General features: G+C 61.1%; 12 protein-coding genes. 5 read left to right on the forward strand and 7 right to left on the reverse strand.

Going from position 1 to position 12,510, the window contains the following annotated elements:
- Nucleotides 1-404: 404 nt before the first annotated feature.
- The 3 genes from ACQRCA_RS07980 to ACQRCA_RS07990 form a co-directional block, all read right to left on the reverse strand.
- Entirely contained in the window at nucleotides 405-812 is a 408-nt protein-coding gene (locus tag ACQRCA_RS07980; RefSeq protein ID WP_370450581.1) for a GtrA family protein, read from the reverse strand.
- A gap of 219 nt (nucleotides 813-1,031) precedes the next feature.
- Nucleotides 1,032-1,427 (reverse strand): GtrA family protein, encoded by a 396-nt coding sequence (locus ACQRCA_RS07985; protein WP_427719820.1) that lies wholly within the window; start codon nucleotides 1,425-1,427, stop codon nucleotides 1,032-1,034.
- A gap of 78 nt (nucleotides 1,428-1,505) precedes the next feature.
- Nucleotides 1,506-3,422 carry a fructose-1,6-bisphosphatase gene (locus ACQRCA_RS07990; RefSeq protein ID WP_427719821.1) on the reverse strand — a complete coding sequence of 639 codons (1,917 nt, stop codon included), beginning with the start codon at nucleotides 3,420-3,422 and terminating at the stop codon, nucleotides 1,506-1,508.
- A gap of 318 nt (nucleotides 3,423-3,740) precedes the next feature.
- Here ACQRCA_RS07990 and ACQRCA_RS07995 point away from each other — a divergent pair, with 318 nt between their 5' ends.
- Complete coding sequence (locus tag ACQRCA_RS07995) at nucleotides 3,741-4,631, forward strand: DegV family protein (protein ID WP_427719822.1); 891 nt, start codon at nucleotides 3,741-3,743, stop codon at nucleotides 4,629-4,631.
- Nucleotides 4,632-4,737: 106 nt separating this feature from the next.
- On the opposite strand, the gene ACQRCA_RS08000 is transcribed toward ACQRCA_RS07995, so the two are convergent.
- Complete coding sequence (locus ACQRCA_RS08000) at nucleotides 4,738-5,829, reverse strand: hypothetical protein (RefSeq protein WP_427719823.1); 1,092 nt, start codon at nucleotides 5,827-5,829, stop codon at nucleotides 4,738-4,740.
- Nucleotides 5,830-6,017: 188 nt separating this feature from the next.
- On the opposite strand from ACQRCA_RS08000, the gene ACQRCA_RS08005 reads away from it, so the two are divergent.
- Nucleotides 6,018-6,188, forward strand: coding sequence for a hypothetical protein (locus tag ACQRCA_RS08005; protein ID WP_427719824.1), 171 nt, complete (start codon nucleotides 6,018-6,020; stop codon nucleotides 6,186-6,188).
- Nucleotides 6,189-6,209: 21 nt separating this feature from the next.
- Here ACQRCA_RS08005 and ACQRCA_RS08010 read toward each other — a convergent pair whose 3' ends face one another.
- Both ACQRCA_RS08010 and ACQRCA_RS08015 read right to left on the reverse strand, forming a co-directional pair.
- Complete coding sequence (locus tag ACQRCA_RS08010; protein ID WP_427719825.1) at nucleotides 6,210-7,313, reverse strand: RsmB/NOP family class I SAM-dependent RNA methyltransferase; 1,104 nt, start codon at nucleotides 7,311-7,313, stop codon at nucleotides 6,210-6,212.
- A gap of 151 nt (nucleotides 7,314-7,464) precedes the next feature.
- Nucleotides 7,465-9,615, reverse strand: coding sequence for a methionine--tRNA ligase (locus ACQRCA_RS08015; protein WP_427719826.1), 2,151 nt, complete (start codon nucleotides 9,613-9,615; stop codon nucleotides 7,465-7,467).
- Nucleotides 9,616-9,747: 132 nt separating this feature from the next.
- On the opposite strand from ACQRCA_RS08015, the gene ACQRCA_RS08020 reads away from it, so the two are divergent.
- The 3 genes from ACQRCA_RS08020 to queA all read left to right on the forward strand — a co-directional run bounded on the left by ACQRCA_RS08020 (nucleotide 9,748) and on the right by queA (nucleotide 12,304).
- Complete coding sequence (locus ACQRCA_RS08020; protein WP_427719827.1) at nucleotides 9,748-10,317, forward strand: DUF3267 domain-containing protein; 570 nt, start codon at nucleotides 9,748-9,750, stop codon at nucleotides 10,315-10,317.
- Between the two features lie 129 nt (nucleotides 10,318-10,446).
- On the forward strand, nucleotides 10,447-11,022 hold the full coding sequence (locus ACQRCA_RS08025; protein WP_427719828.1) for an epoxyqueuosine reductase QueH: 576 nt from the start codon (nucleotides 10,447-10,449) through the stop codon (nucleotides 11,020-11,022).
- Between the two features lie 70 nt (nucleotides 11,023-11,092).
- Nucleotides 11,093-12,304, forward strand: coding sequence for a tRNA preQ1(34) S-adenosylmethionine ribosyltransferase-isomerase QueA (gene queA, locus ACQRCA_RS08030; RefSeq protein ID WP_427719830.1), 1,212 nt, complete (start codon nucleotides 11,093-11,095; stop codon nucleotides 12,302-12,304).
- Nucleotides 12,305-12,314: 10 nt separating this feature from the next.
- On the opposite strand, the gene ACQRCA_RS08035 is transcribed toward queA, so the two are convergent.
- Nucleotides 12,315-12,510 (reverse strand): hypothetical protein (locus tag ACQRCA_RS08035; RefSeq protein WP_427719829.1); only part of this gene is annotated, 196 nt, incomplete at its 5' end.

Below are 12,510 nucleotides of genomic sequence, written 5' to 3' on the forward strand. Positions count from 1 at the left end.
CATCGATAACGGGATGCGCTTTCCGTATCGGCGTCCGCGGGAAACTGCGTCCCGGAATCCACGCTCAGACCGGGATACGGTTTCCCGATGGGGCGGGTTTCGGAAAGCGTGTCCCGCTCTGGGGGCTCATTCCGGGATGGACTTTCCGCATGGGGGCTCATCTGGAAACTGCGTCCCGTTCTGTTGACTGATTCCGGGACACAGTTTCCGCTAGGACGGCGTTGCGGAAGCTGCATCCCATTCTGAGGCTGCAATTTGGGATACACTTTCCGGAACGGCGTTCATGGGGAAACTGCGTCCCATTCATGCACCGTAGCCCGCCTTCCTCGGCAGACTCTGCAAACAAAAAACCGGTTGGAACGTGAATTCCAACCGGTTGCGAATGCAAGGGTATGTTTGGCTGACTACGACCGTGCGCCTTCGAGGAAAAAGCGACGGCTAAAGTAGTTGTACCAGGTGACCAGGAACGTGGCGATGGCCTTCATGGCCTGGTAGCCGATGCTCAAAAACGTGACGCCCACAAACATGTACAGGTCGTTGAGGCCCAGACCGATCACCGACAGGATGGTAAAGATCGTGAACTCGCGCTTACGGCTCATGCCCTCGCGATGGTCGAACACGTACTTCATGCTGAGCCAGTAGTTAACCACGACGGACGTGGTAAACGAGACCGTCGTGCTCATCAAAAAGTCGAGGTGGAACAGCTCGACGAGCGCAATAAGCATGCCCCAGTCGACGCCAAAGGAGATAAGACCCACGACAGCGAACTTGAGGAACTGCTTGGTATGAGGTTGTGCCAGCGCGTTGCGCACGTAATCACATCCAATGCGTTGATGAATCGAGCAACGAGATACTTTAGAGCTTTTGCATGGCAAACGTAAGGTCTTTGGCAAGAACTATACGAACTCGCCAAATATTCAAGAGGTAATCCGCAAACGCTGCAAATTTGCCCGTAAACGAGCAAGGCTCAGGCAACGCTGCGCTCGACGCGCGTCATCCGCAGGTCCCCGTGGTGCAACGAGGAGGCCGACCTATTTGGCCTGCTCGCCCTCTAGGAAGATCTTTCGCGTTACAAAGTTGTAGACCATGACGAGTGCGGTAGCGCAAATCTTGGCGATATTGGCCTCGAGGCCCAGGCCGGCGTTGAGGGCAAGCACGATGCCGTCGTTGAGCGCCAGGCCAATAACGGATAGCACGACAAAGATGATGAACTCGCGGCGGCGGCTCATGCCCTCCTTGTGTGCAAACACGTACTTCATGCTCGCGACGTAGTTAAAGATGAGCGAGACGATAAAACCGCTGGTGTTGGCGATCAAGATGTTGAGGCCCAGGCCGTAGTGGAGCAGATTCATGATGCCAAAGTCGATGACGGTGGCAACGACGCCGACGACGCCAAACTTTATGATCTGCGCAAGGAGCTTTTGCATGGTACCTGCCTTAGGGTGGCGCCGGGGCGCCGCGGGGATGACAAACCCAGCAAGTTTAACCAATCCCCGCAGGCGGGGCTAGGCGCGCTCCTCGATAGCACCGTTTCTATATGCATCGAGGAGTTGGCGCAGGTCTTGGATCTGACTTCGAATCTTGACGCCGGTATCGGTGTCGCTCACCATGCGGCGCCGGTCGGCCTCGTCAAAGCGGTTGGTCTCGCTCTCGATATCGATGTTGCGGGTGAGCGCCTCGGCAACGCTGGTAAAGGCCTGGTGCGACTTGAGGCGGCATCCGCGCGAGCTCGAGATGAGCGTGTAACCGGCGATGCCCGTTTTGGGGTGGTAGGCGCGACAGAAACCGCCGTCGATGACCAGCAACTTTCCGTTGGCGCGGATGGGCTGCTCGCCCTTGGTGGTCTTGACGGGCGTATGGCCGTTGATGATATGGCCCGTCGGCGAGCAAGCCATGGGGGCGACGCCAAACTCCCGCATGATGTCGTCGCAAACGGACGAGGACGTGGTGAGCGTGTAGTACGGGTCCATCGGCTCGACCCACGTGCTCTTGTCGGCAATGTAGGCGCGCTCGAAGGTGCGCACCACGCGTCCGCTGGCAGGCGAGTTAAAGCCGATCCACAGGTACCACATCCAGTCGAGGGCATCGCGGTCGCCGACGCGCCAGGCGCGGCGGGCGATATAGTCGCAAAAATCAAAATAATCGCGGCCGGCGTGCCAGGTACCCAGGCAGTTCATGCTGCTAAAGGTGCCGTCTTCGTTGAGCGGTACGCAGCCGTGGAACAGCAGATTGCCGTTGGCGACCTTATACATGGAGCCGTGGGTATAGAGGAAATCGATGTGGCGATGCAGATGATCGGCGGTGACAAACTCGGACACGAGCTTGTCTATGATGTGCTGTTCCTCGGGCGTGAGCGTGTAGGGGTCCGCTGGATCGACGGTGGGGAAGTCGTTAGTCGTGAGCGGCCACACGCTGCCGTCGGCGAGGGTGACCGTGCCGGCGTCGTGATCGACCTTGTCGAGCAGAAGACGGTCGGCCATGTCGAACTCGGGGTGGCGCTGGATAATCTGGCCCTCGAGCTTAAAGAGCAGAACGTTGATGGCTTTGATGAGCGGGCTGATGGGCTCGCCGGCGGTATAGGTGGCGTTGGCAAAGGCGACAAGCTCGCGCAGCGAGATGCCGTAGTCGTTCTCGAGAATCTCGTAGTTGTCGTAGCGCAGGTTGTTGCGTAGCACCGTGGCGATGCAGGCGGGCTCGCCGGCAGCGGCGCCCATCCACAACAGATCGTGGTTGCCCCACTGAATATCGAGCGAATGATAGGTGAGCAGGCGGTCCATAATCTTGGCCGCGCCGCCGCCGCGGTCGAAGATGTCGCCCACCAAGTGCAGGTGGTCGACGGCGAGGCGCTTGATGAGCGAGGCGAGCGACTCGATAAAGTCGTCGGCGCTGGCGGTCTCCAAGATGGATTCGATAATGCGCTCGTGATAACGCACGCGGTAGTTGTTCTCGTCCGGATGCGTGTGCAGCAGCTCGTCGATGATGTAGGCGTAATCGCGCGGGATGGCCTTACGTACCTTGGAGCGGGTGTAGCGGCTCGAAAGCGAGCGGGCAACCACAATGAGCTGGTTGAGCATGGTCTTGTACCAGGTGGGCGAGTCCTCGTGCCGGCTGCGGACCAGATCGATCTTCTCGCGCGGGTAGTAGATGAGCGTGCACAGCTCGCCCTTTTCGTTAAAGGAGAGCGTGTCGCCAAAGATTTCGTCGACATGCTCGCGCACGACGCCCGAGCAGTTGTTGAGGATGTGCATAAAGGCTTCGTACTCGCCATGCACATCGCTCATAAAATGCTCGGTGCCCTTGGGTAGGTTGAGGATGGCCGAGAGGTTGATGATCTCGGTGAATGCGGATTGCTCGGTGGGGAACTGTCTCGACAGCAGGCGCAGATACTTGAAGTCTTGCGGATTGCGATCGAATGCGACCATGAAACACCTTCCGATGTGGTTGGTAAAACTGATAAACAGCGTCAAACGTTTATCAGTATGCGCCGCTTTTGTTTCAATTGGGGTTAGGAGATTGAATTGTTGGCCGAACGGTTTGCTAAATCGATTTAGTCGAGGTAGATATGGCGGTTGAGTGGAGACGTAGGGTCGTTTTTGCAGGCGCATACCTCCGGGATCGCTAGAGATGATGACGGTAAAGATGTTCACTACCTTTGGTTCAATTTGGTAAATAACGGACATTTGTACCGTATTCCCGCTTGCTGTGCGATAATTTGCGCAGCAATGAGTAAGGAGCCTCATATGAGTGATTTTGTCCTGACCTGTGAATCCGCCGCCGATCGAACCCGTGAGTTCTTTGCGTCGCGCAATATTCCTGTCGTGTGTTTTCATTACGAGATCGACGATGTTGTCTATACGGACGATCTGTATCAGTCGATTACGCCGGACAAGTTTTTTGCTCAGATTGCCGCGGGCGCCATGCCCAAGACGTCTCAGGTGAGCGTGGGTGAGTACGAGGAGTTTTGGGAGCCGTTTGTTGCCGAGGGTAAAGACGTGCTGCACCTGACGTTGTCGTCGGGTATTTCGGGCACGTATGGATCGGCCTGCGTTGCGGCGCAGATGCTCGCGGATCGCTATCCCCAGGGCGGCAAGGTGCGCGTCATCGATTCGCTGGCGGCGTCTTCGGGCCTTGGCCTGCTGGCGGAATGTGCCGCCGACGTTCGCGATGGCGGCGCTTCGCTCGACGAGACGGCCGCTTGGATTGAGGAGCATAAACTCAACCTGCACCACTGGTTCTTCTCGACCGATCTGTCGAGCTACCTGCGCGGCGGTCGCATTTCGGCCGCGAGCGCGATCATCGGCACGGCGCTCAAGATTTGCCCGCTTATGACGGTCGATTGCGAAGGTGAGCTGGCGCCGCGTGAGAAGATTCGCACCAAGAAGCGTGCTATTTCCGAGATGGCTAAGACCATGATGGCACACGTGCAGGGCGGTGCGGATTATTCGGGTAAGTGCATCATGTCGCACTCGGCGTGTCGCGGGGATGCCGAGGCAGTTGCGGCGCTGATCGAGGAACAGGTTCCGCAGCTTAAAGGCAAGATTGAGATTAATGACATCGGTACTCTGATTGGCTCGCATACCGGACCTGGTACGGTGGCGCTCTTCTTTATGGGCGACAAGCGCGTGGACTAACGTTTGTGGGCTGGCTGACGGTTTTAACGGCTACGCCTGTCCTCCTGACATTTGATAACAGAAAAAGGCCCGTCCCGTTGTTTGCGGGGCGGGCCAAGATGTTTTGCTAGCGTTTCTTTCCGCGGAAGAAGAAACCGTGTAGCGAGGGCTTGAGTCCGCGGTTGGCACGACGCTCCTCGATATGATCGTGGATCGAGGCGACGCGTTCGATGACCTCGTCGGGAATCGGCACGTCGGGGTTCATGTTCTCGACCTGGCTGACCTCGGCGGCGGCGACCTGGTCGATAATGGGCACATCGTCGCGCGAGATGACAGGCGTGGCGTCTTCCTTCATCTTGCGGTAGCGCTCCATCATGTCGGTTTGCAGCTGCTGGGCCGAAGGCGGCGTCCAGATGATAGCGTTGGCGCCGGCGGCGATGGTTTCGCGGATGCTCTCGGGCGTCTTGCCACCCGGTGCGATGAGCGGCAGGCTGGGATAGTGCTCTCGCAGCTCGCGTAGGACCTGGGGTGTGTTTTTGCCGGCGGCGATGTTGAGGATCTTGGCCCCGGCGCGCACCTTGGCGTGGGCATCGTCATCGCAGCGAACGACCGTGGCGATGACGGGGATGTCGGCGATGTTGGTGATGTGCTCGACCATCTCGGCGGTAGCGGGGGAGTTGACCACGCAGCCCGCCGCGCCCTGCATCTCGGAGACTGCCGCCATCTGCACGGAGCGCTTACCGGTGGTGGTACCGCCGCCAACGCCCACAAAGACCGGGCACTCGGCAACAGTCAGCAGCGCCTGCGTAATGGCGGGCTGCGGCGTGAAGGGGTAGACGGCAAACACGGCGTCGGCATTGGAGTTGCGGATGACCGCCACGTCGGTGGTGTAGATGAGCGATTTGATGCGACGTCCAAAGAGCGTAAAGCCGCTGGCCTCCTCGATCTCATCGGGCATGCGGAGGGCCGCCTTGCGCAGGCGCCCATCGATGGGCAGCGGCTCCATGGGCAAGAGGCCGCCGGGGGTTACGGCCACCTGGGGCTCGGTAAATTCGTCCGCAAGCTCAACCTCTGAGAAATCGACCGAGGCGACGATGTCCTCGTGAACCTCGGCGGGAACATCGATGGGGGCTTGGTCGGTCGTCGCGGCGGGCGTGTCGAAGGAGCTGGTGGCGACAAAAGCGTCAACACGCTCGTTCAAATCGTTGAGAGAATCCATTGCGGTCCGTTTCTATAATGTGCGGTCGGCAGCGTGCGACCGGCGCTACGTTGCTAAAACGTTTGACGAGTTGATTTTTCCCCGCCGCGCCATCCGTTAGACTGAAGGGCCGCGAACGTGAAGGAGCTGTGGTGGCGGGAATCGAGGTGCTATCTTAAATGTCCCGTTTATAAGAGAGGTGGCGCGGTATGGAAATCACGACGATATTGAGCTCGATTGGCCTATGCGTGGGCGCAATCGTAGCCGCCGCGGTCATCTACTTTGTGGTTACGGCCATTAAGGGCAAAAAGGCCGAGCGCAAGGAACGCGAGGCACTTAAGCAGCACCGTGACCAGCAGGACAAGCGCGTACGGAGATAGCTTGTTGAGTTGGTCCGTGCGCTAGCTGCGTTTTCGGATCAGAGTGATGTAGAAGCCCTCAAAGTCGCGGCTGGGCGGGATGGTCAGCGTGCCGGGCATGCCGTTGGCGACGGTCGAGACGTGGCCGGTGGCGATGGCCTCGGTGAGGGCGTTGAACTCGATATGCGGCTTGTCGCCGGCATCCTGGGCGCGACGCGCTTCGCTTTCGCTTGGCGTGCCGTCGAGGGGGATGAGCTCGCAGTCCATGTGTTTGTCGAGGGCCTCTTGCAGGGCGTCCTCGTTTTCCTGCGGCAAGATCGAACAAGTGGAATAGACGAGCGTGCCGCCTGGCTTGAGGGCGCCCATGGCGCGGTCCAGAAGCGCGCGCTGCGAGCGGGCGCACTTGCAGAGCAGCTGCTCGGTCAGGCCGCGCAGGCTTTTCTCGTTGCCGCTGATGACGGTGCCCGTGCCGGTGCAGGGGGCGTCGAGCAGGATGCGGTCAAAGCGGAAGAACTCGTCGAGCTCGCGTGCGTCGATGCGCATGACGGGCACGTTTTTGGCGCCCTGGCGGCCCAAGTTGGCCTCGAGCTTTTCGGCGCGGGGAATGCTCATCTCGCAGGCGGTGAGGTGCGCCTGTCCCCGGGTAAGGGCGGCGACCTGCGTCGTCTTGCCGCCGGGGGCCGCGCACATGTCCAGGATATCCTCGCCGGCCTGAGCGCCCAGCACCAAAGGAGGCATCATGGACGACAGGCTCTGCAGGTAGATCATGCCGTTGCGGTAGATGTCGAGATCCCACAGATCGGATACCTGGGCCTCGGGCAGGATGAAAGCGTCCGGGTACCAGGCAACGGTTTGGTGGGCGATGCCGGCTGCGTCGAGCGCGGCGGCGATGTCCTCGGCGGTCGCCTTGAGCGTGTTGGCACGCAGCGTGACCGGTCGCTTGGCTGCGGCGCCAAAGCCCTCGATCATGAGCTCGGCATCGGCAGGCGCATAGGCGCCGGCGACCGTGTCGACCAGAAAGCGCGGCAGGTCGGCGGCGGAGTGTTGGGCGGCAAGCTGGTCGGAAAGCTCGGTAGCGGCAAACTGCCTAAGCTTGAGCTCGGGCTTAACCTGCTTTTTCTGCTTACGACGACGCGGCTTGGACATCCGTCTTTCCTTCCCATTCCATTAAAAGTAGTCAATTTGGGACGGGGCTATTTTAGCTGCCCGTCCGTTTCGGCAGGCGTTGCAGTTAAATTTGGGACGGGGTAGCTAAAATAGCCCCGTCCCAAATTGACTAGTCTGCCTTGGCGTTTGTCTAGTACTGGCTCTCGTGCTTGCTGAAGAAGTCGAAGCGCGGGGGCAGCGGCTTTACGCGGTGCTCGCCGGGCTTCTCGCCCAGGCTCTCCACAAACTCATCCGTGGAGGCAAAGATGTTATCCCAGCTAAAGAAGGTGACCGGGTCAACGTCGAAGTACTCGCAGATGAGCTCGCAGCCGGCCGGGACGATGCCGTGCGTGAGCACGGTCGCCACGCGCAGCTCGGTAAAGGCGTCGACCAGTGCCTGCGTCATTGCGGCGTTTGCCTCGCTACCCTCGAGCTTGTTGGCAGCCTTGGAGGCGTCGCTCCAGCGCTTGTTGGCGGCACGCAGGTAGTCGTCGCACACGGCGAGCGCGCGGTGCGTCTCGAACTTGTACATGGCCTGCTCAAAGGCGAGAGCTGCCTGCTGGGCGGCTTCGACCACGGTGGCGGAGGCGGCACCGGCGGGGATGCAGCCGTTGCGGTAGGGGCTCTCGTCGCCCTCCTTGACGGCGACGCCGTAGAAGCAGCTGCGGGCCAGGCGGTTGAACACGCCGGTCAAAAGCGCGCTCTCCTTAAGGGCCGGGTCGATAACGCGCTTGTCGTCGCAGGCGCGCACCTCGTTGCCGTCCTTGTCCTTGCCGGTCACACGCGTGTCGTATGCCTTGGGGCTAAAGCTCACCGGCTTCTCGGACAGGCCGAGCGACAGCCAATGCGCACGCATCTGCTCGCAGGTGTAGTGGTTGAGCAGGTCGTCTGCCGGCGGGGGAGGCGTCTGCGAGGACGAGCTTGCCTTTTTGCCCATGTAGAGCAGGTGATAGCAGGCGCTGACGGTGCTCTGCGTGAGGTTCCAACCCAGGGCCTCCCACATGGCGGTCTGCGCGATGCAGTAGAAGTAGATGTTGTCCTGACCGATAAACTGGTAGATCTGTGCGTCGTCCGAGCACCACCAGTCGCGCCAGTCGAGCGAGCTGTGCTGGTAGGTGGGCGTGGGGACCTGCGTGGAATCGGCGGCGGGCTCGCCCATGAGGGCGGCATCCTGGGCGGCGACGCCCTCGGTCACGCCGGCGGCGCGGGCGTCGCGGGCGAGCACGGTGCGGGTGTAGCTGATGGGCGCCCACAGGCTCTCGGGCCAGCACCAGCAGGTGACGTCGGAGACGCCATCGACCTCGGGCACCGGAACGCCCCAGTCGATGTTGCCGGTGATGCGGAAGGGCACGAGCGCCTTGCCGCTACGGAAGCGCACGCCGCCGTTGGCGAGCACCGCGTGGGCGTCGTCGCGCTCCTTCCAGCTGGGGAAGGTGACGGTAAAACTGCTCTTGTTGCCCTCGGGCTCCAGCACGGTGTGCTCGGGGAGCTGGTCCTCGACGGCGTCGAAGGCCTCGCGGAACTTGTTCTGGATGTAGAGCTGTGCCGGCAGCAGCCACTCCTCCATGGTCTTGGAGACCACGGAGCGAACCTGCGGGTTCTGGGCGAGCTTGGCGGTGTAGGTCTTCATAAAGTCGAGGTAGGCCGGCAGGTCGAAGTAGAGGTTGTCGACCGGGCGCAGCTCGGGCACCTCGCCGGTGAGCTGGCTCTTGGGCGCGATGAGCTCCTCGGGCTCAAACTGGTGGCCCAGGTCGCACTCGTCGGCATAAGCCTTCTCGGACTTGCAGCCTTGGATGGGGCAGCGGCCGATGACCTGGCGACCGTTGAGGAACGTGCCGGCCTTGGCGTCGTAGAACTGCAGGGTAGAGCGCTTGGAGATGGTGCCCTGCTCGTGCAGGCGCTCGATAATCTCGGCGGTCACCTTGTTGTGAATCTGCGCCGCCGGCTCAAGGCCCGAGCCGCCGTAGATATCGCAGCTGATGTTGTAGTTGTTGAGGGTCGCGGCCTGGCGGGAGTGATTGGACTCGACATACTCGCTAATGGACTTGTCGTAGCCCTCGTTTTCCTTGAGCTTGCGGTAGCTCTCCATGATGGGCGAGCCGTAGCAGTCGGTGCCCGAGGTGAAGATGACGTTCTCGCGGCCCAGGCGGTCGCGCAGGAAGCGGGCGAAGAAGTCGGCCGGGACAAAGACGCCGCCAACGTGGCCAAAGTGAAGACCCTTGTTGCCATAGGGCTCGCCGGCGGTAACGATGGCGCGGCGAGGCCAGCTGGGACGGTCGTTCATGGAGTATTTGGATGCCATGGGACTCCTTCGCATATGGTGAGAGCGCAGCCGGGCGCGGGGCTCGGCGACGCGGTGGTCAATTCGTGCATATCGTTCGACATTATCGCACATGCGGACGGGTACGTGGCAGGGGCGCTATCCTAAGATGCTATGAATGAGATTTCCAACATACATGCGTTTGAAGACGAGGATTTCCTGCACGCTTGCTTTGTGTGGGGGATGGCCGTGCTTGGCGCATTTGCCGTGTGCCTGGTGCCGGTGTTTATGCTGCTGGGTGGTCCCGCGGATCTGGATGCGGCTGACGCGGGTGGCTGGACGGCTGTCTTGGGCTGGATAGTCGGCTTGGCTGCGGTTTCGGCGGCGTCATTTGCCGTGCACGAGTTGGTGCACGGCGTGTTCTTTAAGCTGCTGGCTCCTGCGGGCGCGCAGGTTACCTTTGGGGCGAACCTCGAGACGTGCATGATTTACGCCTGCGCCGAGGGCGTTGTGTATTCGCGCCGGCGGTACATGGCAGTTTGTCTGGCGCCGACGGTTGTCGTGACGACAGCGTTTACCCTGGGGTTTGCGTTTTCGGGCTATCCACTGCTGTGCTACCTGGCGGCCGGCTTGCATTTGTCGGGCTGTGTGGGCGACTGGTACTACGTGCGGACCATTTTGCGCGACCGCCGCATTGTCGCCTGCGAGGACACGTCCTTTGGCGTGCGCTTTTTTGGTCAGTAGTCTTTTTGGGACGGGGCTATTTTGACTACTTTTTGGAGATGGGTATTTTTGACTGCTTGACGTTAAAAGTAGTCAAAATAGCCCCGTCCCAAAAAGACTACCCTGGGCAAAGATTGGGAGGAGATGTCCATGAAGCCGCTGCTGCTGCATGCGTGCTGTGCGCCGTGCTCGCTGGAGCCGGTTCGTCTGCTGCGTGAGGAGGGGTTTGAGCCCACGATTTGCTGGACCAACCCCAATATTCAGCCGCGCGATGAATGGCAGCGGCGTTTGGACGAGCTGCGCCAGTGGTGTGCCGATGGCGACATCGAGCTCATCGAGGCGGGGGAGGACCGCGAGCGCTGGGAGGCCGGCGTGGCCCCGCTGGGCGCCGATCGACCCCGTCGCTGTCGCGCGTGCTATGCCCTGCGTCTTGCCGAGGCATGCCGTGTGGCCCAGGAGCGCGGGTTTGAGTTTGTGGGCACGACGCTCGCCGTCTCGCCGTATCAGTTGTTCGACACCTGCAATGACGTGCTTGAGCGCTTGGCGGCGGCACATGGGCTCGCCCCGGTCATTCGCGATTTTCGCCCGTATTATCCCGAGGCGACACGCCGTTCGCGCGAGCTGGGCATGTATCGGCAGAACTACTGTGGTTGCCGCTTCTCGGCCGTCGAGGCGGCCATGGACCGCGCCCGCATCCGCGACGAGCGCAAAGCCGCCAAAAAGTAGTTCTTTTGGGCTGGCAGCCTGCTAGGATGTAGAGCGGATTTTAGCTATATAAGGAGTATTCGACGTGTCTATGCGTACCGATGATTTTGACTACAACCTTCCTGAGGAACTGATTGCCCAGGCTCCTGCCGAGCCGCGCGACTCCTGCCGCCTGCTGGTGGTGGATCGCAAGGGCTCCCAGGCGGGAACGCCACTGGAGCATGGCGGCACCGTCGAGCACCGCATCTTCCGCGACATCATCGACTATATCGAGCCGGGCGACGTGCTCGTCATCAACCAGACGCGCGTGATGCCGGCCCGCCTGATTGGCCGCAAGACAGGCTCGGGCGGCGTGGTCGAAACGCTGCTGCTCAAGCGCCGCGAGGACGTGGATCCTCTGGGTCACGTTTGGGAGTGCCTGGTCAAGCCGGGCAAGCGCCTAAAGCCCGGCGCTCAAATTGAGTATCGCGCCGGTGGCGCCCATGCGCCCGAGGGCGCGCCCGTGGTGCTGACGGCCGAGGTCGTCGACTTTGTCACCGATAGCCGCGGCGGCCGCCTGGTGCGTTTTGAGCCAGCCGGTTGCAATGCCGCCGGCGACCCGCGCACGCTCGATGAGGCCATCCATGCTGCCGGCCACGTGCCGCTGCCGCCCTACATTACCGATTACGAGGGCGATCCCGAGAAGTACCAGACCGTCTACGCCATGAAGGAGGAGCACTCAGCTGCCGCTCCCACGGCGGGCCTGCACTTTACTCCCGAGCTCATGGCGGCTATCGAGGCCAAGGGTGCGAAGTTTGCCGCCGTCGAGCTCGAGGTGGGCATCGATACCTTCCGTCTGGTGGAGGAGGACGACCCCACGCAGCACGTGATGCACACCGAGCGCTATCACGTGTCGCAGGAGGTTGTCGACGCCGTGCATAAGGCTAAGGCCGAGGGGCATCGCGTGATTGCTGTCGGTACCACCGCAGTCCGCTCGCTCGAGAGTGCGTTTGACGCGGACGCGCCGGTGTCCGATCCGGCTGTGACAGCGCGCTATTTTGAGGGCCGTAAGGACGGGGCCGACACGCTCGGCCGTGGTGACATCGTGGCGCGCGAGAACGCGACGACGCAGCTCTACCTCATGCCCGGCTCGACCTATCACGTGGTCGACGCGCTGATCACTAACTTCCATGTTCCGCGCTCCACACTCATGATGCTCGTGAGCGCACTTGCCACCCGCGATCAGATCATGGATGCCTATGCCGCCGCTATCGAGCAGCGCTACCGCTTCTTCAGCTTTGGCGACGCCATGCTCATTTGTTAGTTACGCGGTTCTACGAACCGCGTAACTGCTCGACGCTGCGCGGGCCGCATTTGGACAATCTGACGTTCAACTTCAAGGGCGCGACCAGAAGGTCAGCGCCCTTTCGTTTCACGTCACCTTGCCTCAAATGCGACCCGCTCGCTGTCGCTGGCAAAACATCGGCATTTCTTTGGTTGTCAAGAGATTGCCGTTCTGGCGGGTTTTCG

The organism is Collinsella sp. SGI.095, from assembly GCF_050314535.1.
Classification (GTDB): Bacteria; Actinomycetota; Coriobacteriia; order Coriobacteriales; family Coriobacteriaceae; genus Collinsella.